Genomic DNA, 22,720 nt, shown 5'->3' with positions numbered 1-22,720 from the left:
AATTTAAATTTGAATAGATTCTTTTTATTTACAATAGGATGAAAGACAGCATCATCAATGTTTTGGCAGCTTTTGAAACTGGGAATATCGGAAAATCATTTCCGCTGGATTATTGTCTGCCACTTTATCACAGTGTTTCAGACAAAGAACTTCCTCATTTAAAACATGTGATCCGTTATAAGACGACTCAACAGTTTGAGAATGATCTGGATTATATCGCAAAGCATTTTCAGTTTGTAAACTGGCAGGAGTTCAAAGATTATATGGCCGGAAGTTTTAAACCTTCGAAAAAAATTGCCCTTTTAACTTTTGATGATGGTTTTAGAGAGTTTTACGATATTGTAGTTCCCATCCTGGAACGAAAAGGAATATATGCCTGTAATTTTATCAATCCGGCTTTCATAGACAATAAAGAGATGATGTTCAGATGCAAAGCGAGTCTTCTTGCCGATGCTGCTGAAAAAATGAAAACAATAGATCCTGAAATTTATTTTATCCTGTCGTTGAAAAATATGGATAGAAGGGTTTTACAAAAGAAAATTTTATCCATAAATTATCAGGAAAAAGATATTCTGGATCAGCTTGATGAAAAACTTGAGGTAGATTTTAATGCCTATTCAAAGGAATTTAAACCTTATTTAACAACAGAAGAATTAAAAGAACTTACCAACAAAGGTTTTGGAATTTCTTCGCACAGCTGGGATCACCCGAAATACGGAGACTTATTTTTGAAACAGCAGATGGAAACAACAGATAAGACTTTTGCTTATTTAAAAGAAAATGGTTTCCTCTATGAAAGTTTCGCCTTTCCATTCACTGATTTTCAAGTAAGGAAAGATTTTTTTGATGAACTTTATAAAAATGAGGAGATCTACTGCAGTTTTGGTTGCGCTGGTATAAAACTGGACAGTGTGAAGAGAAACTTTCAAAGAATTCCTATGGAAACAGGAGAGAGTGGAGTACAGACTTTAAAAAAAGAAATAGCATACTTCCGACTTAAAAAGCTTATCCATAAAAATACAATTATTAGAAAATGATAACGCTGAAAACATACAACAGAAGAGAACTGGAAGATTTTATATCCTCCGGAAATTTTCAGCAATATGATTTTCTTCCCATTACAAGACATCGCTCGCTGTCTCATATTCATAATCCAAAAGCATCAGATGGGGATACGCTTCTTATTTTAGCTTTTTATGAAGAAAAACTGATCGGTTATGTGGGATGTTTTCCGGATTGTTTTATCATTGATGGAAAAGAAATCCGCTATGCCTGGCTCAGTACCCTGTATGTAAACCCGGAATACAGAAAAAAAAGACCGGCGAAAGCATTGCTGAAAAAAGTTTTTGAAGAATACGAAGGCCGGATTGCCATTACAGAATTTACCAAAGAAGCAGAAGCCCTCTATAATATTATGGGTGTTTTTGATTATGTTTTTCCTAAAGAAGGGAAACGCTATTACTTCAGAACCGATGCCGCCAAAATGATTCCTGAAAAGAAACCGGGAACACAACCATTGAAACCTCTTTTTCAAATTCTGGATGCTGCAGCCAATGGAGTGATCTCAATAAAGAATCTTACAGCATCAAAACCGGATTTTAAATATGAAGTTCTGGATCACATCGACAAAGAAAGTGCAGGTTTTATGAACAGGTTTCCCGGGATGCGTAATGCAGATGAAATCAATACTTTTATCAATTATCCCTGGGTTTTAGAAGGCAAAAAAGATGAAAAATACCTGTTTTCAAGTTTTGCTGACAGCTTTAAATATTTCTGGATCAAAATTTTAAATAAAAATAACAAGATTACATCCTGTTTTCTGCTGCAGCTCCGTGATGGCTATCTTAAAATACCTTACCTTTTTACGGACGGTAATTTCGATGAGGTTATCCGGGTTTTACATTATTTCATCGTGAGTCATAAAGTAAAAGGCTTTACTTCTTATCAAACCGCATTAAACAAGGAAATACAACAGTCAAAAGTATTTTCCCCTATCTATGAACGTGATTTTAAAAGAGAGTATCTGTTTCATAAAAATCTTTTGGAATTACTTCCCGATCATTTTAATCCAAAATATCAGGATGGTGACGGAGATTGTATGATGACGTAATAGATTATAAATGATGAATGATGAAGGATGAATGATGAGCTACACGTGATCAATTATCATTTATCACTTATAAAAAAACAAACCGCCTGATAATTCTATCTGGCGGTTTGTTTTTTAATGTCCGAAAATATCTTTCAGACTTACTTCTTTAAATATTCCCATTTTGTTGACAGCTTTCATATCAAGATTCTCTTTTTTGCCGATAATAGCGGTGTTAAAATGTATTGATTTGACTTCTGTCTGATAAAAATGATTGATATCCTCAAATGCCAAGTGCTGGATCTGTTCATAAATATCTTTTCTGAAATCATGATAGATATTTAATTTCTGCAATCTTAAGGTATTGAAAAATATATTGTTTCGGTTAACCCTTGTAGAAGCAATCTGTTTCAGAGCTGCATTTCTGGCATTCTCAAACTGAATAGGGACTTCTGGCAGCTCGTTCATCAGTTCATTCAGGGTATCTACAGCGATCATCAGCTTGTCAGGCTGGGTTCCGATATAAGTCGTTACATAATCAGGATGGTTCAGCTCAGAGTTCGCTGCATAAGAAACATAAGCAGAGTAAGCAAGACTTTTACTTTCCCGCATTTCCTGGAAAACAATGGAAGATAACCCTCTTCCAAAATATTCATTAAACACATTGATCTTTCCGAAATGAAGCGGGTTCACCTCGCTTCCTTTACCAATCTTGCTCATTTCCATCTGAACCATATCATAGTTGATGAAATACACGTTTCCTCCGGTTGCCGGTTCCGGATACAGTTTAGCAGCTGGTATCTGAAGGCTTTCAGGTTCTATGTATTCACCAATGTATTCTTTAAAGGTTTCAAAATTTTTACCATAGAAAAATACCTGATAAGGATATTGGAAAAGCTTTTTCATTCTGTCTGTAAAAACTTCAGCACTGCAGTTTTCAAGTTCTTCCTTAGAAATAACATCCGTAAAACGTGAGTTGCTGCCCAGCTTTGTATAATTGTTCAGGGCTGTTATAATCCGGTTTTTATCTTTCTTCATGGCCTGACGGTTTTCCAGTACTGTTCCCACAAACTGATTATAGATTTCCTGATCAGGCTGCACATTGCGCATCCAATGCTGCAGAAGGGCAATTCCTTTTTCTATATTCTCTTCCAGTCCGCTCAACGAGATGGTCAGCTGATTGTTCGTTGTTTTAAAATCATTGCTGATTCCGATTTTGAAAAACTCCTTTTTTAAATCCTCCGGCGAAAGGGTATCAGTTCCCAAATACTGAAGAAGCTGAGTTGAAATCCCTAAATCTCTGTCATGATCACTTCCTAAAGGAAAAATAAAGTGCAGCTGAGCAATATCGTTGTATTTATTCTTTACGAAACTTAATTTCTTTCCGTTACGCTGATCCGTAATGATTTCTTTTTGATAATCAATAAATTCAGGTTTAATATCCTCCGTTTTATCCGCCAGAATCTCTTTCAAAAATTCAGATTGTGTATCACGGTTGATCTTAACAGGAGTGATACCTGGATTCTCAACTCTGATCAGTTTGTCGTTTACCCCTTTTTCTTTATTGACCACCACATAGTTTTCTTTGAAAAACTCATTGGCAAAATTCACTACGTCATCTTTGGTGAAAGAGGCATACTCATCCATTTCATTCAGTTCCTCTTCCCAGGTTCTTCCTTTTATATAAGAATCGTAAAGATTGGTGGCGAGACCTTCGGCAGTTTCAAGACCTTTCATTCTCTGAAGTTTGAAATCATTGATGATGGCTGGCAGCATCCAGTCCGGAAAATCTCCTTTCTTGATCAGCTCAATTTCATCCAATACCATATTCTTTGCTTCCTCCAGAGTCTGTGTTTCCTTAGGAACCGCAACAATGGAGAAATATCCATACTGTCTTAGTCCTACAGAAAAGGCTTGAGCCCAAAGCATCTTCTGCGTCTGGTTAATGTGTAAATCCAATAATCCGGCTTCTCCTCTGTTGCTGAGAATATTGGCAACTATATCAGCCAGCATTGCTTCTCTTGTTCCATAGCTATCTGTTCTCCATGCAAGCTGAGTACGTGGAGTAGTAGGGCTTTTTACTGTTCTGGCTACAACTTCTGTAATAGGCTGTTCAGTAATGAGTGTTTTTGCAGGAAGTTCCTTATAAGGTAAAGTCCCGAAATATTGATCAATTAACTGGATTGTTTCATCGAAATCAAGATCCCCAACCAATACCATAGCATAATTATTGGGAACATAATATTCATCAAAATACTTGTGAATAGCTTTCATCGATGGATTTTTCAGGTGTTCCGGTTTTCCCAGGGTAGTTTGCTGTCCGTTGGGATGAGTGGGAAAAAGAGCATCCATCAGTTCGTAGTTCACAAGTCTTGTATCATTGTCCTGCGCCCTGTTGAACTCCTCGTATACCGATTCCAGCTCAGTATGAAAAAGACGAAGGACAATTTCAGAGAACCTTTCCTTTTCTATTTTCAGCCATTTTTCAAGTTCGTTATTCGGAATATTGTTTTTGTAAACCGTTTCATCAAACCAGGTATGCGCATTGGTACCACTGGCTCCCAGAGAAGAAATCGCTTTATCATATTCATTGGCAATGGCATATTGGCTGGCTTCCTGGGAAACTTCATCAATCTTTTTGTAGATTTCCCTTTTCTTTTCAGGATTCTGTTCTGCTTTATGTTCTTCATATAAAGCCGAGATCTGATCAAGAAGTTCTTTTTCCTTTTCCCAGTTCTGGCTTCCGATTTTTGAAGTTCCTTTAAACATCATATGCTCAAGATAATGTGCCAGCCCTGTATTATCAGCCGGATCATTATTACTTCCTGTTCTTACCGGAATGAAGGTTTGTATTCTTGGGGCATCAAAATTCTGAGCAAGAAAAACCTTTAATCCATTTTTCAAAGTATAGATTCTGACGTTATTTTCGTCATGGGTTACCGTAATATAGTCGTATTGGTTGTTATCTGTATGTACCGTTTCCTTATATTTTCTGTCTGTCATATATAAAACTCATTTCATCCCTTAGAAACCGGAATGCACTACAAATGTAAGGAATCAAAAAAAATGTTAGCCTCTTTTTATCATTATTACATCTATTGTTACGGTTGAAAAAGTGAATTATAAGCAAGAATCAGCTATGCAGAAAGGAATAAGCTTTTTAATTCTTCATCCAATACCCTCAAACTTTTTCACTCTCCAACACTCCAACACTCCAACCCTCGAACTTTATTAGGAGCTAATTCCTGCTATCCATTCCTACTCCTCGCGCCCGTGCACTCCAACGCTGTCACCCTGAGCGAAGCCGAAGGGCTCCACACCTAAAACCCACCCTCCGACGCAAGCTGCGGGGTAACCATTTCTATCAGGGCTAGGGTAGGAGTCGTTAATGATAAGTGGTGAATGATGAATGATGAATGATGAATGATGAATGATGAATGATGAGGTTCTGGTTATTGTGTTTCGAGATTTGGGTCTCCATGTATAAAAGGAATATTGGTTTGAATTTTCATATTGCAGAATTCTATGGAAACATATTATTGAGTATAAATCCCTATTCCCATTGTATCATTCCGCAGGAATCCAAATTCTTTACAAGAACGCTTGTAAGTTGGCAGGATAATATCTAAGGTCTTTTAGCAGTTAGTATTAGCCATGTCATGCTGAGCTGAGTCGAAGCATTATAATTAATTACGGGTACAGGAGTTAAATCTTATTACTCTATATTTATATATTAAATATACTCTTCAGTCTTCGTCGAGGAAAGTCAGCTCTCTAGTCTAGTCTCTCTATTATATAATATATACTTTATTTGATCATAGCCACCCCAACCCCGCATCCCGCACCCCGAATCCTCCTCTCTCCCCCTCAAACGCTCAAACTCTCCCACACTCCCACGCTCTCACCCCGATCTTCCAAACAAATGTTTAAAATTTTTCACCCTGCTACCCAGTCCTTTAGGGACAAATATCACCCTAATGTAAAATTTATGTTAAATAAACTTGTTTTGCTTTGTATGAAGTTACTATCTTTGCCCCACTGAAAAACGAAAGACATTCAGTAGCGCAGAAGAGCCTTTAGATGGGCAGAAACGATATTACTTCCAAAAAGAGACGGACGAAAAAAACTTTAAAACTTTTTGTAAAAAAAAGTTGCCAGTTTAAAAAGAGTTTGTATCTTTGCAGTCCCAATTAGAGGGAGCGCAGGAGTATAGAGATTGAAGTTTTGAGAAGGATTAAGGTTACTTAAAAAACTTTAAAATTTTCTTCAAAAACATTTGGTCATTAAAAAATAAAGTTTTACTTTTGCACTCGCAAATACGGAGCGACACTGACAGAGAGATTGCTTCGTTGAAAAGCGAAAGATATAAAGATCATTGACATACAATATAACAACCAAGTAAGGAAAAACTAAAGCGTTAAAAACTTTGAGTGAGTCAGACAAACATACAATGGAGAGTTTGATCCTGGCTCAGGATGAACGCTAGCGGGAGGCCTAACACATGCAAGCCGAGCGGTAGAGATCTTTCGGGATCTTGAGAGCGGCGTACGGGTGCGGAACACGTGTGCAACCTGCCTTTATCTGGGGGATAGCCTTTCGAAAGGAAGATTAATACCCCATAATATACTGAATGGCATCATTCGGTATTGAAAACTCCGGTGGATAGAGATGGGCACGCGCAAGATTAGATAGTTGGTGAGGTAACGGCTCACCAAGTCTACGATCTTTAGGGGGCCTGAGAGGGTGATCCCCCACACTGGTACTGAGACACGGACCAGACTCCTACGGGAGGCAGCAGTGAGGAATATTGGACAATGGGTGAGAGCCTGATCCAGCCATCCCGCGTGAAGGACGACGGCCCTATGGGTTGTAAACTTCTTTTGTATAGGGATAAACCTACCCTCGTGAGGGTAGCTGAAGGTACTATACGAATAAGCACCGGCTAACTCCGTGCCAGCAGCCGCGGTAATACGGAGGGTGCAAGCGTTATCCGGATTTATTGGGTTTAAAGGGTCCGTAGGCGGATCTGTAAGTCAGTGGTGAAATCTCACAGCTTAACTGTGAAACTGCCATTGATACTGCAGGTCTTGAGTGTTGTTGAAGTAGCTGGAATAAGTAGTGTAGCGGTGAAATGCATAGATATTACTTAGAACACCAATTGCGAAGGCAGGTTACTAAGCAACAACTGACGCTGATGGACGAAAGCGTGGGGAGCGAACAGGATTAGATACCCTGGTAGTCCACGCCGTAAACGATGCTAACTCGTTTTTGGAATGTAAGTTTCAGAGACTAAGCGAAAGTGATAAGTTAGCCACCTGGGGAGTACGAACGCAAGTTTGAAACTCAAAGGAATTGACGGGGGCCCGCACAAGCGGTGGATTATGTGGTTTAATTCGATGATACGCGAGGAACCTTACCAAGGCTTAAATGGGAAATGACAGGTTTAGAAATAGACTTTTCTTCGGACATTTTTCAAGGTGCTGCATGGTTGTCGTCAGCTCGTGCCGTGAGGTGTTAGGTTAAGTCCTGCAACGAGCGCAACCCCTGTCACTAGTTGCCATCATTAAGTTGGGGACTCTAGTGAGACTGCCTACGCAAGTAGAGAGGAAGGTGGGGATGACGTCAAATCATCACGGCCCTTACGCCTTGGGCCACACACGTAATACAATGGCCGGTACAGAGGGCAGCTACACTGCGAAGTGATGCAAATCTCGAAAGCCGGTCTCAGTTCGGATTGGAGTCTGCAACTCGACTCTATGAAGCTGGAATCGCTAGTAATCGCGCATCAGCCATGGCGCGGTGAATACGTTCCCGGGCCTTGTACACACCGCCCGTCAAGCCATGGAAGTCTGGGGTACCTGAAGTCGGTGACCGTAACAGGAGCTGCCTAGGGTAAAACAGGTAACTAGGGCTAAGTCGTAACAAGGTAGCCGTACCGGAAGGTGCGGCTGGAACATCTCATTTTAGAGCGTCTTAGGACGTTAAACAAAATCAGTATCGTAAGATACAAAATACTTACTTAAAGTATAGCTTTAGTTTTTTGTTTGGTTGATATATAAAAATACAAAACCCACTAGAAATTAGTAAAGGGATTGAGAGAGGCAAAGAAGATAAAAGCAGAGAGAGAAAGACGAAGAAATTAGTCTGTTATCTATCAGTCTATCATCTTTTACGTCTAAAAGACAGTCTCGTAGCTCAGCTGGTTAGAGCGCTACACTGATAATGTAGAGGTCGGCAGTTCGAGCCTGCCCGAGACTACTAATTGAAAGACAGGAAGAGATCAGCTATTAGACATCAGACATTTAGGTCTGAGATCTGGAATCTGATATCTAAAGTCTACTAGAGGGGAATTAGCTCAGCTGGCTAGAGCGCCTGCCTTGCACGCAGGAGGTCAAGGGTTCGACTCCCTTATTCTCCACAGTTTTGGAAGACTGATTTAAAAGTTACGAATGGAGCCAAAAACAACATTTGTTCATCAGTTTGAAAGAAAGAAATTAAGATCATTGACATTAACGGTAAAGACATCACAAAGAGAAAACCGAGCGCATAAAGCGCTTGAGTAACCAATAGGAAAGAAATCGTTAAGGGCGTATGGCGGATGCCTAGGCTTTCAGAGGCGACGAAGGACGTGGTAAGCTGCGAAAAGCTGCGGGGATTGGCACACACGAATTGATCCGCAGATATCCGAATGGGGCAACCCGGCATATTGAAGATATGTCACCTCGTAAGAGGAGCAAACCCGGAGAACTGAAACATCTAAGTACCCGGAGGAAAAGAAATCGAAGAGATTCCGTAAGTAGTGGCGAGCGAAAGCGGATTAGCCCAAAAGTCTTTTTATGTTTAGAGGAATGTTCTGGAAAGAACAATCATAGAAGGTGATAATCCTGTACTCGAAAGGCATATAGAGATGATAAATGAGTAGGGCGGGACACGTGAAATCCTGTCTGAATATGGGGGGACCATCCTCCAAGGCTAAATACTCCTGAAAGACCGATAGTGAACAAGTACTGTGAAGGAAAGGTGAAAAGCACTTCGAATAGAAGGGTGAAATAGAACCTGAAACCGTACGCCTACAAGCGGTCGGAGCAGCGTAATGCTGTGACGGCGTGCCTTTTGCATAATGAGCCTACGAGTTAATTTTACTAGCGAGGTTAAGGTATTAAGTACCGGAGCCGGAGCGAAAGCGAGTCTGAATAGGGCGCATAGTTAGTAGGATTAGACGCGAAACCTTGTGATCTACCCATGGGCAGGTTGAAGCTCTGGTAACACAGAGTGGAGGACCGAACCGGTTGACGTTGAAAAGTCTTCGGATGACCTGTGGGTAGGGGTGAAAGGCCAATCAAACTGGGAGATAGCTCGTACTCTCCGAAATGCATTTAGGTGCAGCGTCGTATATAAGTTTATTAGAGGTAGAGCTACTGATTGGATGCGGGGGTTTCATCGCCTACCAATTCCTGACAAACTCCGAATGCTAATAAATGTTCTACGGCAGTGAGGGCATGGGTGCTAAGGTCCATGTCCGAGAGGGAAAGAACCCAGACCAACAGCTAAGGTCCCCAAATATATGTTAAGTTGAAGCAACGCGGTTGGACTGCATTGACAGCTAGGATGTTGGCTTGGAAGCAGCCATTCATTTAAAGAGTGCGTAACAGCTCACTAGTCGAGCGGTCCGGCATGGATAATAATCGGGCATAAACATATTACCGAAGCTATGGATTTATATTTTAGATATATCTGGTAGGAGAGCATTCTATTTGCGCCGAAGCAGTACTGTGAGGTATTGTGGAGCGGATAGAAAAGAAAATGTAGGCATAAGTAACGATAAAGCAGGCGAGAAACCTGCTCACCGAAAGACCAAGGCTTCCTCAGCCATGCTAATCAGCTGAGGGTTAGTCGGGACCTAACGCGAACCCGAAAGGGGTAGTGGATGGACAATGGGTTAATATTCCCATACTTGCTCACAATAAAAGGGGACGGTTGGATGTAGCTGCTGGAGACTGACGGAATAGTCAAGGCCTAGCCTTCGGGCGAAGCTGCTGTAGTGTAATCTGATCCAAGAAAAGCCGAAGTGAAGCAACCCGTACCAAAACCGACACAGGTGGTCGAGGAGAGAATCCTAAGGTGCTCGAGTGAGTCGTGGCTAAGGAACTAGGCAAAATAGTCTCGTAACTTCGGAAGAAGAGACGCCAACAGCAATGTTGGCCGCAGTGAAGAGGCCCAGGCGACTGTTTATCAAAAACACAGGACTCTGCTAAATCGAAAGATGCTGTATAGGGTCTGACACCTGCCCGGTGCTGGAAGGTTAAGGAAGGTGCTTAGCGTAAGCGAAGGCATTAACTGAAGCCCCAGTAAACGGCGGCCGTAACTATAACGGTCCTAAGGTAGCGAAATTCCTTGTCGGGTAAGTTCCGACCTGCACGAATGGTGTAACGATCTGGGCACTGTCTCAGCCACGAGCTCGGTGAAATTGTAGTATCGGTGAAGATGCCGATTACCCGCAATGGGACGAAAAGACCCTGTGAACCTTTACTATAACTTCGTATTGACTTTGAGTAAGTAATGTGTAGGATAGGTGGGAGGCTTTGAAGCAGGCACGCTAGTGTTTGTGGAGCCGACGTTGAAATACCACCCTTTACTTACTTGGAGCCTAACTTCTTTCAGAAGGACATTGCGTGGTGGGTAGTTTGACTGGGGTGGTCGCCTCCAAAAGAGTAACGGAGGCTTTCAAAGGTACCCTCAGCACGCTTGGTAACCGTGCGTAGAGTGTAATGGCATAAGGGTGCTTGACTGTGAGACCTACAAGTCGATCAGGTGCGAAAGCAGGACATAGTGATCCGGTGGTTCCGTATGGAAGGGCCATCGCTCATAGGATAAAAGGTACTCCGGGGATAACAGGCTAGTCTCCCCCAAGAGCTCACATCGACGGGGAGGTTCGGCACCTCGATGTCGGCTCGTCACATCCTGGGGCTGGAGAAGGTCCCAAGGGTTGGGCTGTTCGCCCATTAAAGTGGCACGCGAGCTGGGTTCAGAACGTCGTGAGACAGTTCGGTCTCTATCTATTGCGGGCGTTAGATGTTTGAGAGGGCTTGATTCTAGTACGAGAGGACCGAATTGAACAAACCTCTGGTGTATCAGTTGTACCGCCAGGTGCACCGCTGAGTAGCTACGTTTGGAAGAGATAAGCACTGAAAGCATATAAGTGCGAAACTCGCCTCAAGATGAGACATCTTTTAAGGGTCGTTGTAGATGACGACGTTGATAGGCTATAGGTGTAAAGACAGTAATGTCATAGCCAAGTAGTACTAATTACCCGTAGATTTATAGTCTATGGTTACTAATATAAACCAGGTGCTTTATGCGCAGTGAAGGTTTTGTCTTTGTGAAAGTTTTTATCGCTTAAAACAGATGTCAGATATAAGACATCAGATACCAGACCTTGAAGTCTGAAATCTGAAATCTATCCTCTGATATCTTATATACCTTCTTTAGGGTGGTTTTAGCGGTGGGGCTCACCTGTTCCCATTCCGAACACAGAAGTTAAGCCCACCAGCGCCGATGGTACTGCTAACGCGGGAGAGTAGGCCGCCGCCAGTTTTTATTTTATTTTTAAAAAACCTTTATCTTTACGATAAAGGTTTTTTTGTTATATACCCAAGTTAAGCTTATAAGTAATGAGCAATGAATAATAATTGATAAACGATACATCAATCAACTATCACTTATCATTTATTACTTATGCTGGACAGCATACACTCCAATTGTCACTCAGTAGGAGTCTCAACAAAGTATTAGCACATAACTCAAATATTACTTTTACCTTTTTAATCCTTTAAAGACTATAATAAAGGAGGCTGGATTCCTGCGGAATGACACAGTAGAAAAGAAGCAGGCCAAATAAAAAGAAAGACGCCATTGCAACCAATAACTCCATTGGAAAAGATAACCACTGAATCCGTATCCCGAACTTCGTTACATCATTTTATAATTTATCATTGATGATTCATTCATCATCCTAGCCCCGATAGGAATGGTTACCCCGTAGCAGGCATGGAGACGTGCGGCTTTACTCAGGGCGGGAGCACAGGCGCGAGGAGTATGAATGGATAGCGGGAAACAGCTCCTGATATCTCAAATGGTGTTAAGTAAACTATTTCCTTCTATTACCCCGTTTTCCTCGAATAAATTCAATAAGTTTGTACTAGTTTTTCAAAAATAATTACAATGTCAGGAAATATTCTGATCATCGATGATGAGATCAAACTCCTTAAATTACTAGGAATGATCCTTTCCCAAGAAAATTTTAATGTAAAAGAAGCTTCTACGGCACGTTCGGCAATGACCATGCTGGAGCAATATGAATTTGATGTTGTTCTGAGCGATGTTCGTCTGCCTGATGCTTTTGGGGTAGAGCTGGTAAAGGCTATCAAAACTAAATATCCACAGCTTGAAATTATCCTGATGACGGCATTCGGTAATATTACGGATGCTGTACAGGCTATGAAGAATGGTGCTTATGATTATCTGGTGAAAGGAGATGATAATGAGAAAATAATCCCATTGGTGTATAAGGCTCTTGATAAGGTAAAAGACAATAAATCGAGGGTTGTTCAGCAGGCTGTGACGAAAGGATTTAATCAGATAATAGGTAAATCACCACTTATTTTGCAGGCTAAGAAACTGGCTGAAAAAGTAGCTTTAACGGATGCTGCTGTTCTTCTTACAGGGGAAACCGGAACGGGTAAGGAAGTTTTTGCGAGTGCCATTCACGAAGGAAGTGAAAGGAAGAAAAACAGTTTTGTAGCGATTAATTGTTCAGCATTCAGTAAAGAAATTCTGGAAAGCGAGCTTTTTGGTCATAAACAGGGTGCTTTTACTGGAGCTTTGAAAGATAAGAAAGGATTGATTGAAGAAGCTAACGGAGGAACTCTGTTTTTGGATGAAATCGGTGAGATGCCAATAGAACTTCAGGCAAAACTGCTCAGAGTTTTAGAAACCAGGGAATTTATCAAAATGGGTGAAACCAAAGTTTCTAAATCTGACTTCAGGTTAATTGCTGCTACCAACAGAGACCTGATAGATGAAATAAAGCAGGGAAATTTCAGAGAAGACCTTTATTTCAGGCTGAATGTCTTTGAGATCACGCTTCCGCCATTAAGAGAACGAAAAGAAGACCTGAAAGCTATTGCCAAGCATTTTATAGATATTTTTTCTCATAAACTTCATCTGACAGGGGTTCAGGTAAATCCTGATTACTATAAAGTACTGGAACGAAACGACTGGAAAGGAAATATCCGTGAACTGAGAAATGCCGTGGAACGCAGCTTGATTTTGATGGATAACAATATCCTTGACGCAGAAAGTCTTCCCCATTATTCGGAAAAAGCTGTTCCTGAAAGTGATTCTTTAAGTATCAGATCACTGGAAAAAATACACATACAGAAGGTTCTACAGTATACAAAAGGTAACAAGGCAGAAGCTGCCCGTTTACTGGAAATCGGTATTGCCACATTGTACCGTAAACTTGAAGAATACGGATTAAAATAAACCTTTTATCATTTTAATAAAGAGCCTATCATTTTGATAGGCTTTTCTGTTTTTATATAGTTTAGCATTTAGTTTTAATATATTGTTATTCAATTGTTTGGGTGCTTGTTTTTCAGAATGGACTTTCTTTTGGCATATAGTCTTCGAATAAAATATTTAAAAATGACAATTTCAAGAAAAACGTTTAAAAAACGGGAGCACTCGACTTTTAGTCTGCTGATTGTATCGTACGTATTGTTGACCCTTTTAACCCTAATGATTAAAATATGATGCTCATAAGTTTAATTCTGCTTTTTGCAGTATTGTTTTGGCTTTTGTATAAATCAGTTGAATTTTTTGATAGAATATAAATTATGTGGAGTTTATTTTTCCTCTCAATACTTGCCTTTGTGTATATCTGTTATGTTTTAATGAAACCTGAAAAATTTTAATTAGTCATGAATACAGAGATTTTAGGCATTATAGCAATGTTTGCTATCACATTAGTTATCGGAATATTTTTAGGGAAATATATAGCTAATGTCTACGGATACAAAAAGACTTTTCTGGATCCGGTTTTTGAACCCATTGAAAAGTTAATTTATAAAGTTTCGGGAATTAATCCTGCCCGCCAGATGAACTGGAAACAGAATATGTATGCCATGCTGGCGATCAATCTGGTTTGGTTCATCATAGGTTTCCTTCTTTTGCTGAATCAGGCATGGCTTCCTTTGAACCCTGATGGGAATCCAAATATGTCACCCGATCTTGCTTTTAATACAACCATTTCATTCTTAGTGAACTGTAATTTACAGCATTATTCAGGAGAAACAGGAGTAAGTTATCTGAGCCAGCTTTATCTGATGTTTTTACAGTTTGTTACGGCTGCAACGGGAATGGCGGCAATGGCTGTCCTTTTCAAGGCTTTTAAAGAAAAAACAAGTACCGAACTTGGGAACTTCTACGATTTTTTTACCAAATCAATGATCAGAATTCTGGTTCCGGTAAGTATAATTGTTGCCTTAGTACTTTCTATTAACGGAAGTCCGATGACATTCGAAGGAAAAGATCACATTATAACACTGGAAGGTCAGAAAGCTGATGTTTCCAGAGGGCCTGTATCTGCATTTGTTGCGATCAAACATTTGGGAACTAACGGAGGTGGATTTTTCGGAGCCAACTCTGCGCACCCGCTTGAAAATCCCAATTATATGACCAATATGACAGAGATGATCGCTCAGATGATCATTCCGTTTGCATTGGTATTTGCACTGGGTTTTTATCTGAATAAAAGAAAACTTTCATGGGTGATTTTTACGGTAATGACGGTCGGTTTTCTGGCACTTACCATTCCGAATATCGTGAATGAAACAGGAGGAAATCCTTTGATCACAAAAATGGGAACAGATAAAAGCCTGGGAGCTATGGAAGGTAAAGAAATCCGTTTCGGAAGTGCAGCGTCCGGCTACTGGAGTATTGCAACCACAGTTATTTCAACAGGATCTGTGAACTCAATGCATGACAGTACAATGCCGCTTTCGGGAATGAATGAATTGCTTGCGATGATGATCAACTGCTTCTACGGAGGTTGTGGAGTCGGAATTCTAAACTATTTCATCTTTATCATTCTGGCTGTGTTTATCAGTGGTCTGATGGTAGGACGAACGCCGGAATTTATGGGTAAAAAGATTGAAGCAAAGGAAATGAAAATTGCTATGATCGTCGCTTTATTCCATCCTTTCCTGATTCTTGCAGGAACCGCTTTAACGGCTTATCTACCGGAATTTGGAGCAAAGACACTGAATAATCCCGGCTTCCATGGTTTCAGTGAAATGCTGTATGAGTTTACTTCTTCTGCAGCGAATAACGGATCCGGATTTGAAGGGTTGGGAGACAATACACCCTGGTGGAATATCTCAACGGGAATTGTACTGTTACTCTCAAGATTTATCCCAATCATAGGACCGGTAGCCATTGCAGGTCTGTTGGCACAGAAGAAATATATCCCTGAAAGTTCAGGAACATTGAAAACAGATACGGCAACTTTCGGATTCATGACTCTGGCAGTGATTTTACTGATTGCAGCATTGTCTTTCTTCCCTGCATTAACTCTAGGGCCTATTGCAGAGCAGATTCAGTATTTCTCAAAATAAATTTGAACATTAAAAATTAAAATCAATATTCAACCATTAAGGAAGCTGAAAAGTGTAAGGAAACTAGTATGACACTTACGAAACGTTCACTTAATATTATCCATATCTATCCTTATTATCCGGCAGACCTTGATGGTTACTATTGATTTACAATGATATAAATTCTTTCAAAAAAATGAAAAATCAGTCACAAACATTGTTTCAAAGAGATTTGGTCAACGAAGCGATAAAACAGTCCTTCGTAAAGCTGAATCCGAAAATTATGTTTAAAAATCCGGTAATGTTCCTGGTGGAAATCGGAACCATCGTCATGTTTATCGTAAGCATGTTCAGCCTTACCGGTGATAAAACCCAGGGAAGCTTTTCCTACAACTTTTTAGTATTTATAATTTTATTTTTCACCGTTTTGTTTGCCAATTTTGCAGAAGCTATTGCAGAGGCAAGGGGAAAAGCGCAGGCTGATACCCTTAGAAAAACAAGGGAAGAAACTCCGGCCAAACTGGTACTTGATAACAAGCCGGGATTTCAGGTAGAAACAAGACTGAAGATGTCTGCTGAAATGACCTTAGGTGATATTTTCCTTTGTGAAGCCGGAGATCAGATTCCGATGGATGGTGAGATTATTGAAGGTCTTGCTACCATTGATGAGTCTGCTATTACCGGAGAAAGTGCACCTGTCATCCGTGAAGCGGGTGGAGACAAAAGTTCTGTAACGGGAGGAACGAAAGTATTGTCAGACAGAATTAAAGTAAGAGTAACCACAAAACCCGGAGAATCCTTTTTAGATAAAATGATTGCTCTTGTAGAAGGAGCGTCAAGACAGAAAACACCCAACGAAATCGCATTAACCATACTTTTAGCAGGATTCACGCTTACATTTATTATTGTTACCCTCACTTTAAAACCTTTTGCAGACTATGCGCAGACTCCGATTACCATAGCGGCATTTATATCTCTTTTCGTTTGTCTTATTCCGACAACCATCGGAGGCCTGCTTTCTGCAATCGGGATAGCGGGGATGGACAGAGCGCTGAGAGCGAATGTGATTACTAAAAGTGGAAAAGCAGTGGAAACTGCAGGAGATATTGATGTATTGCTTTTGGATAAAACCGGAACAATTACCATCGGAAACAGAAAAGCAACCCAATTTCACCCTGCGAATGGAATTCAGCTTGAAGAATTTATTAAAGCTTCTGCATTAAGTTCCGTAGCGGATGAAACACCGGAAGGGAAATCTATTATTGAACTAAGTGCTTTAAAACCTGAAGATTTATTAGTTGCTAACCCTACTTATATCGATTTTACTGCAGAAACAAGAACTTCAGGAATTGATTTTGATGAAACAAGAATCCGTAAAGGAGCTTACGATACAATAAAAAAACTGACTGAAAAAGCCGGGAATATCTTCCCACAGGAAACCCAGGATGCGGTAACCAAAATTTCTGAAAACGGAGGAACTCCTTTAGTAGTAGCGGTTAATGAAAAAGTTTGGGGCGTGATCGAACTTCAGGATATTATTAAAACCGGAATTCAGGAACGTTTCCAGAGACTGAGAAAAATGGGTGTAAAAACGGTAATGGTAACCGGAGATAATCCTCTGACTGCAAAATTCATTGCAGAAAAAGCCGGAGTAGACGATTTTATCGCTGAAGCCAAACCTGAAGACAAAATGAATTACATCAAAAAGGAACAGCAGGAAGGTAAGCTGGTAGCGATGATGGGAGACGGAACCAATGATGCTCCGGCACTAGCCCAGGCAGATGTAGGTGTTGCGATGAACAGCGGAACGCAGGCTGCTAAAGAAGCCGGCAACATGGTAGACCTGGATAATGACCCTACAAAGCTGATCGAAATTGTAGAAATCGGTAAACAGCTATTGATGACCAGAGGAACGTTGACCACTTTCAGTATTGCAAACGACGTAGCAAAGTATTTTGCCATTATTCCGGCGCTCTTTATCACTTTTATTCCTTCTCTTCAGAAGCTGAACATTATGAACCTTCACAGTCCTGAAACAGCCATATTATCAGCGGTTATTTTCAATGCGGTGATTATTCCGTTCTTGATTCCGCTGGCGTTGAAAGGAGTTGCTTATAAGCCCATCGGTGCAAGTGCATTATTAAGAAGAAACCTTTTGATCTATGGGTTAGGCGGAGTAATCGTTCCGTTCATCGGAATCAAAATCATTGATCTGGTAATCAGTTTATTCTATTAAAATAAAAAAAATGAAAAATCATATTGTTTCAGCATTCAGATTAACTCTTGTCATGTTGCTAGTTACTGGTATTTATCTGGCAGTGGTTTATGGAGGTTCTAAAATACTTCCTAACAAAGGAAACGGAGAAATTGTTTACAATAAAGGGCAGAAGTTTTATGCCAATATCGGTCAGGAATTTAAGTCTGAAAAATATTTCCACGGTCGTCCATCCTCTGTCGATTATAACGCAGCGGGAAGTGGAGGAAGCAACAAAGGTCCAAGCAATAAAGAATATCTGGAAATTGTACAGAAAAGAATTGATACTTTAAAAATGGACAATCCTGAAATGGGTAATGCTAAAGTTCCTGTAGAATTGGTAACCGCCAGCGGAAGCGGACTGGATCCGGATATTTCTCAAGAAGGGGCTTTATACCAGGCAAAAAGAATTGCAAAAGTGAGAAGTATTTCAGAGGAAGAGATCAAAAGCTTAATTAATAATCAGACTGAAAAGCCTTTCTTAGGACTTTTCGGACCGTCAAAAGTAAATGTTCTGAAGCTTAATATTGCTTTAGATCAATTAAAATAATTCAAATCATACAATGATAAAAAGAAGAATTGAAGCCATTAAGATGATTGAAGGAGCTACACAAAAAAATCTACGATTTTAAAATATTTCTCATTTATAATTCGCTGGTAAATCCTTATCTTTTCTTAATAGCTAAATTCTTCTTATACTCTTAAATAATATAAAAATAACGTGAAAAAATATTTAGTTATAGGAGCCGTATTGGGAATGTTTTTCTCAAAAGCCCAATCATCAGATTCATTAAAAACAAGTAATAAAGTGACCTTTTCCGCTTATGCAGAACTTTTTTATACGTATGATTTTAATGAGCCTGGTAATCATATTCGTCAAAACTTTTTGTATTCCTATAACAGGCACAATGAAATGAACCTTAACCTGGGATTGGTTAAAGCCAATTATCAGAGCGAAAATATCCGTGCTAATGTAGCTTTAATGGCCGGAACCTATGCCCAGGATAATATGGCAGCAGAACAAAATGCACTGCGTTATGTAAACGAAGCCAATGTAGGAATCAGATTATCAAAGAATAAGAATTTATGGATTGATGCAGGGATCATGCCTTCCCATATTGGATGGGAAAGTGCTATAGGAAAAGACAATGTTAATCTGACAAGAAGCTTAGCTGCAGAGAACTCTCCGTATTTTGAAACCGGAGCTAAGATTTCCTATACTTCAGATAATGGGAGATGGTTTTTAAGCGGACTGGTATTGAACGGATGGCAGAGAATAGCCAAACCTGAGGGAAACCAGAGTATTTCTTTTGGTCACCAGGTAACCTATAAACCAACTGATAAAATTACCCTGAACAGCAGTTCATTCATAGGGAATGATAAAGCAAAAGAGGACAAAAGAATGCGTTACTTCCATGATTTGTACGGAAGCTTTCAGATAACAGATCAGTTTTCGGCTGTATTGGGATTTGATATTGGCGCTGAGCAGAAATCAAAAGGAAGCGAGCAGTATAATATCTGGTACAGTCCGAATGTTCAGATGAAATATCAATTGGACAGCAAATGGGCATTAGCGGGAAGACTGGAATATTATAATGATAAAAACGGCGTGATTATCAGTACAGAAACTCCCAATGGATTTCAGACCTTCGGATATTCTCTCAATGTAGACTATGCCATATTCAAAAATGTAGTTTTCCGTACAGAAGCGAGAGGTTTTACTTCAAAAGATGCCATTTTTGCTAAAAATGATGAATTTAAAAAAGGAAATTTCTTTATAACATCGAGTTTAGCGGTCTGGTTTTAATATCGGTTTAGTCACAGAGAATAGTGCTTAAAGTAAAATTAAAAAGTATAAAATCAATGTCATCAGCAAAAGATTTTTTAGAACTGATTCAAAAATCCCGTAAAGGAAAATTCAAAATTTATATCGGGATGAGTGCAGGGGTAGGAAAAAGTTTCCGTATGCTTCAGGAAGCTCATTCTCTTTTGCGAAATGGCATTGATGTAAAGATTGGCTATATTGAGACACATGGCCGTGAAGAAACTGAAGCTCTGGTAGAAGGAATTCCTCAAATTGAAAGGAAATCAGTTTTTTATAAAGGAAAGAACCTTGAGGAGATGGATCTTCAGGCTATCATCAACGAGCATCCTGAAGTGGTTCTGGTAGATGAACTTGCCCATACCAACGTAGAAGGTTCTAAAAATAAAAAAAGATGGCAGGATGTACTGGAAATTCTTGATAACGGAATCAACGTCATCAGTGCTATGAATATCCAGCATATCGAAAGCCTGAATGAAGAGGTAAAGAAAATTACCGGGGTAGAAGTAACAGAGCGGGTTCCGGATAAAATACTGGCGCTAGCAGATGAAGTAGTCAATATTGACCTTACGGCTGATGAGCTGCTGACCCGTTTAAAAGAAGGAAAAATATATAAAAAAGAAAAAATTCAGACGGCGCTTAGTAATTTCTTCCAGAGCGGACATATTCTTCAACTTCGTGAACTGGCTTTAAAAGAAGTAGCCACCCACGTGGAAAGAAAGGTAGAGACAGAGATCAAAACCGAAAATTTTAAGCCCATAAAATTCCTGGCCTGCATCAGCAGTAATGAGAAGATTGCCAAAACAATTATCCGTAAAACTGCCAGATTAGCCAGCTACTATAACAGTCCATGGACTGTTTTGTACGTTCAGAAGCCTTCTGAAAATCCGGAAAAAATTGCATTGGACAAACAACGGTATTTAATTAATAATTTTAATTTAGCACAGGAATTAGGTGCCAAAGTAGTCCGCATCAAAGAAAGCAGTGTCCACAACGGGATTCTGGAATATGTGATTGCTCATAACATCACGACGGTCTGTATTGGAAAACCTCACGCCAGTTTCTGGCAGCGAATGTTGGGATACAGCTGGATCTATACCCTTATGAACAGGCTGAATGAAAGACAGATAGATATTATTATTTTATCTTAAAAGTAATGAAACTTAAAACGAAACTTACCTTAGGCGTGGGCCTTTTATTTTTACTGATCGTTCTGCTTTCAGTGATAGGTTCTGTATACATCAATAAATTAAAATCCGATACTGAAAAGATCCTTACGGCCAATTACAACAGCCTGGAATTTTCCAAAAATATGCTTTTGGCGTTAGATAATATCAGTACAGACAGTACCGTTGCCATAGCAGATTTTCGAAAAAATAATAAGCTTCAGGAAAAGAACCTTACAGAATTTGGAGAAAAAGAAGCCACTCAGAATCTGAATCTGCATTTCAACAGCTACCTTAAAGCTCCCGATATCAATAAAGAAAAGCTTATCCGTGAAGATCTTTCGAAGATCATGTCTTTGAATATGAAGGGAATAGAACGAAAAAGTGACATTGCGATTATAACAGCAGAAAATGCTACTTTTTGGATCGTAAGTTTAGGTACGGTATGCTTTCTGATTGCTTTTATTCTGCTTTTCAATTTGCCGCAAACCATTGCAGAGCCTATCAATCAATTGACCTTCAGTATCAAACAGATTGCCGATAAAAACTATAGCGAGAGGGTTCATTTTAAAGGAAGTGAAGAATTCAACAGTCTGGCAGATTCCTTCAATACCATGGCGGAGAAACTTCAGGAGTACGAAAGTAGTACGCTTTCCAAGCAGCTTATGGATAAAAAACGTATCGAAACATTGGTTAACAATATGCATGATGCGGTAATTGGTCTGGATGAGAATCATTTTATCTACATGATCAATGATGAAGCTTTAAAGATCACCAATCTCCATAAAGAAGATATTATTGGAAAAACAGCTCATGAAGTAGCCATCAATAATGATCTGATGCGTGAACTGCTGAAAAATATCGACCATCCGGTAAAAGATCCGATTAAAATTGTCCGCGATAATAAGGAAAACTATTTTGAACAGGATATTATTCCCATCAATATTGTAAAAACAGGGGAAAAGGAGAAAAAAAATATAGGAAAGGTAATATTGTTGAGAAATATTACGCCTTTTAAAGAGCTTGATTTTGCCAAAACCAACTTCATTGCAACCATTTCCCATGAATTGAAAACCCCGATTTCTGCGATCAAAATGGGTGTTCAGCTTCTTGGAAACCAAAAGTTCGGAGAACTGAATGCGCAGCAGCAGGAATTGTTGAAAAGTATCAATGAAGACGGGCAGCGTTTATTGGATATCACTGGAGAATTGCTGAATCTTTCTCAGGTAGAATCCGGAAATATCAGACTGACCGTAGAAAAATGTTCCCCAAAAGAAATTGTACAGACTGCTGTAAAGAATGTTGAAAAACTGGCGGAGCAGAAAAATATCTCCATCAGCACAGAATATCTTCTGGAAGACAGTGATGCGGTGACCGCAGATTTTGATAAAACCGTCTGGGTGATGAATAACTTTCTTACCAATGCGGTAAAGCACTCTTTTCAGGATGAAAATATTAAGATTGTGGTAGAAAAACAGAACTTATTCATTCAGTTCAGTATTATTGATACCGGAAGCGGAATTGATGAAAAATACCACCGCCAGATCTTTGACCGTTATTTTCAGGTTCCCGGCGAACATCAGAACGGGACCGGGCTGGGTTTAGCAATCTCCAAGAATTTTATTGAGAAGCAACATGGAGAAATAGGAGTGAAGAGTTCTCTGAATAATGGAAGTACGTTTTATTTCAGACTGCCGGTTTCGTAAGGATTATTGTTATATTTTAGCGCTATAG

The 22,720-nt window shown here is 39.7% G+C and carries 10 protein-coding genes, 2 tRNA genes and 3 rRNA genes; 14 read left to right on the top strand and 1 reads right to left on the bottom strand.

Features of this window, described 5'->3' with window-relative positions:
* Nucleotides 1-38 precede the first annotated feature (38 nt).
* Together KBP46_RS09135 and KBP46_RS09130 are read left to right on the top strand one after the other, a co-directional pair.
* Nucleotides 39-1,037 (top strand): polysaccharide deacetylase family protein, encoded by a 999-nt coding sequence (locus KBP46_RS09135; protein WP_216445181.1) that lies wholly within the window; start codon nucleotides 39-41, stop codon nucleotides 1,035-1,037.
* Nucleotides 1,034-2,110, top strand: coding sequence for a GNAT family N-acetyltransferase (locus tag KBP46_RS09130; protein WP_216445180.1), 1,077 nt, complete (start codon nucleotides 1,034-1,036; stop codon nucleotides 2,108-2,110). Before KBP46_RS09135 ends, KBP46_RS09130 begins: the two co-directional genes overlap by 4 nt.
* Nucleotides 2,111-2,224: 114 nt before the next feature.
* On the opposite strand, the gene KBP46_RS09125 is transcribed toward KBP46_RS09130, so the two are convergent.
* Nucleotides 2,225-5,092 carry a pitrilysin family protein gene (locus KBP46_RS09125; RefSeq protein WP_216445179.1) on the bottom strand — a complete coding sequence of 956 codons (2,868 nt, stop codon included), beginning with the start codon at nucleotides 5,090-5,092 and terminating at the stop codon, nucleotides 2,225-2,227.
* Between the two features lie 1,444 nt (nucleotides 5,093-6,536).
* Here KBP46_RS09125 and KBP46_RS09120 point away from each other — a divergent pair.
* The 12 genes from KBP46_RS09120 (at nucleotide 6,537) to KBP46_RS09065 (ending at nucleotide 22,692) form a co-directional block, all read left to right on the top strand.
* Nucleotides 6,537-8,053: ribosomal RNA gene (locus tag KBP46_RS09120) — 16S ribosomal RNA — on the top strand.
* A gap of 220 nt (nucleotides 8,054-8,273) precedes the next feature.
* Nucleotides 8,274-8,347: transfer RNA gene (locus KBP46_RS09115), tRNA-Ile, on the top strand.
* An 86-nt stretch (nucleotides 8,348-8,433) separates the two neighbouring features.
* Nucleotides 8,434-8,507, top strand: a tRNA-Ala gene (locus KBP46_RS09110).
* A gap of 153 nt (nucleotides 8,508-8,660) precedes the next feature.
* Nucleotides 8,661-11,415, top strand: a 23S ribosomal RNA gene (locus KBP46_RS09105).
* A gap of 160 nt (nucleotides 11,416-11,575) precedes the next feature.
* A 5S ribosomal RNA gene (rrf, locus tag KBP46_RS09100) occupies nucleotides 11,576-11,683 on the top strand.
* The 16S, 23S and 5S rRNA genes sit together here with 2 tRNA genes alongside, the layout of an rRNA operon.
* A 627-nt stretch (nucleotides 11,684-12,310) precedes the next feature.
* Nucleotides 12,311-13,633: a sigma-54 dependent transcriptional regulator gene (locus KBP46_RS09095; RefSeq protein WP_062676470.1), complete on the top strand. Its 1,323-nt coding sequence runs from the start codon at nucleotides 12,311-12,313 to the stop codon at nucleotides 13,631-13,633.
* Nucleotides 13,634-14,070: 437 nt separating this feature from the next.
* Nucleotides 14,071-15,765 (top strand): potassium-transporting ATPase subunit KdpA, encoded by a 1,695-nt coding sequence (gene kdpA / locus KBP46_RS09090; protein ID WP_216445178.1) that lies wholly within the window; start codon nucleotides 14,071-14,073, stop codon nucleotides 15,763-15,765.
* Nucleotides 15,766-15,940: 175 nt separating this feature from the next.
* Nucleotides 15,941-17,980, top strand: a complete 2,040-nt coding sequence (gene kdpB / locus KBP46_RS09085) for a potassium-transporting ATPase subunit KdpB (RefSeq protein WP_120232938.1) — start codon at nucleotides 15,941-15,943, stop codon at nucleotides 17,978-17,980.
* 10 nt (nucleotides 17,981-17,990) lie between these two features.
* Nucleotides 17,991-18,548, top strand: a complete 558-nt coding sequence (gene kdpC, locus KBP46_RS09080; RefSeq protein WP_120232939.1) for a potassium-transporting ATPase subunit KdpC — start codon at nucleotides 17,991-17,993, stop codon at nucleotides 18,546-18,548.
* Between the two features lie 171 nt (nucleotides 18,549-18,719).
* On the top strand, nucleotides 18,720-19,805 hold the full coding sequence (locus KBP46_RS09075) for a porin (protein WP_216445177.1): 1,086 nt from the start codon (nucleotides 18,720-18,722) through the stop codon (nucleotides 19,803-19,805).
* A gap of 56 nt (nucleotides 19,806-19,861) precedes the next feature.
* A complete protein-coding gene (locus KBP46_RS09070) occupies nucleotides 19,862-20,971 on the top strand; it encodes a histidine kinase (RefSeq protein WP_110011850.1) in 1,110 nt (369 codons plus the stop codon).
* A 5-nt stretch (nucleotides 20,972-20,976) separates the two neighbouring features.
* Nucleotides 20,977-22,692, top strand: coding sequence for an ATP-binding protein (locus KBP46_RS09065; protein ID WP_216445176.1), 1,716 nt, complete (start codon nucleotides 20,977-20,979; stop codon nucleotides 22,690-22,692).
* Nucleotides 22,693-22,720 lie beyond the last annotated feature (28 nt).

The sequence above is a fragment of the Chryseobacterium sp. PCH239 genome (assembly GCF_018924625.1).
Lineage (GTDB): Bacteria > Bacteroidota > Bacteroidia > Flavobacteriales > Weeksellaceae > Chryseobacterium > Chryseobacterium cucumeris.
Note: the sequence above shows the minus strand (reverse complement) of the source record. Positions and strands in the feature narration are given on the sequence as shown.